Source organism: Nocardiopsis prasina DSM 43845, assembly GCF_000341265.1.
In the GTDB taxonomy this organism is placed as follows: Bacteria; Actinomycetota; Actinomycetes; order Streptosporangiales; family Streptosporangiaceae; genus Nocardiopsis; species Nocardiopsis prasina.
In genome coordinates this window covers 1-335 of sequence record NZ_ANAE01000052.1, presented here as the reverse complement: position 1 = coordinate 335, position 335 = coordinate 1, and the positions used below count along the sequence as shown (strand labels likewise).

Annotated in this window: 1 protein-coding gene; it reads right to left on the bottom strand. The window is 71.6% G+C overall.

The annotated features are described in order from the left end of the window. Positions 1–205, bottom strand: a 205-nt coding sequence (locus D452_RS27485) for a 3-keto-5-aminohexanoate cleavage protein (protein WP_017542365.1), incomplete at its 3' end; no start/stop codon positions are given. Between the last annotated feature and the right edge of the window lie 130 nt (positions 206–335).

Below are 335 nucleotides of genomic sequence, written 5' to 3'. Positions count from 1 at the left end.
CGGCGCGCAGCAGCCGCAGCAGCGGCGCGACCGCCTGCGGCTCCAGCGACTCCGCGCCCGCACCGTCGCGCGGGTGCACGTGGATCTCGTCGGCTCCGGCTTCCACCGCCGCGCGCGCCTCGGCGACGACCTGCTCGGACGAGACGGGCAGCGCGGGATGCGCTTCGGGGCGACGGTCCCCGTTGAGGCAGGCGACGATCCGCATACGGTCATCCTTCCGCTCACGCGCGTATGTATGCGAAGCATGCCCAGACGGCGAGGTTCGCAAGCTATGCGGGCACGCCGAGAATGGCAGGATTGCCGATATGAGGAGAAGCGCCGCACTCGCGGTCCCG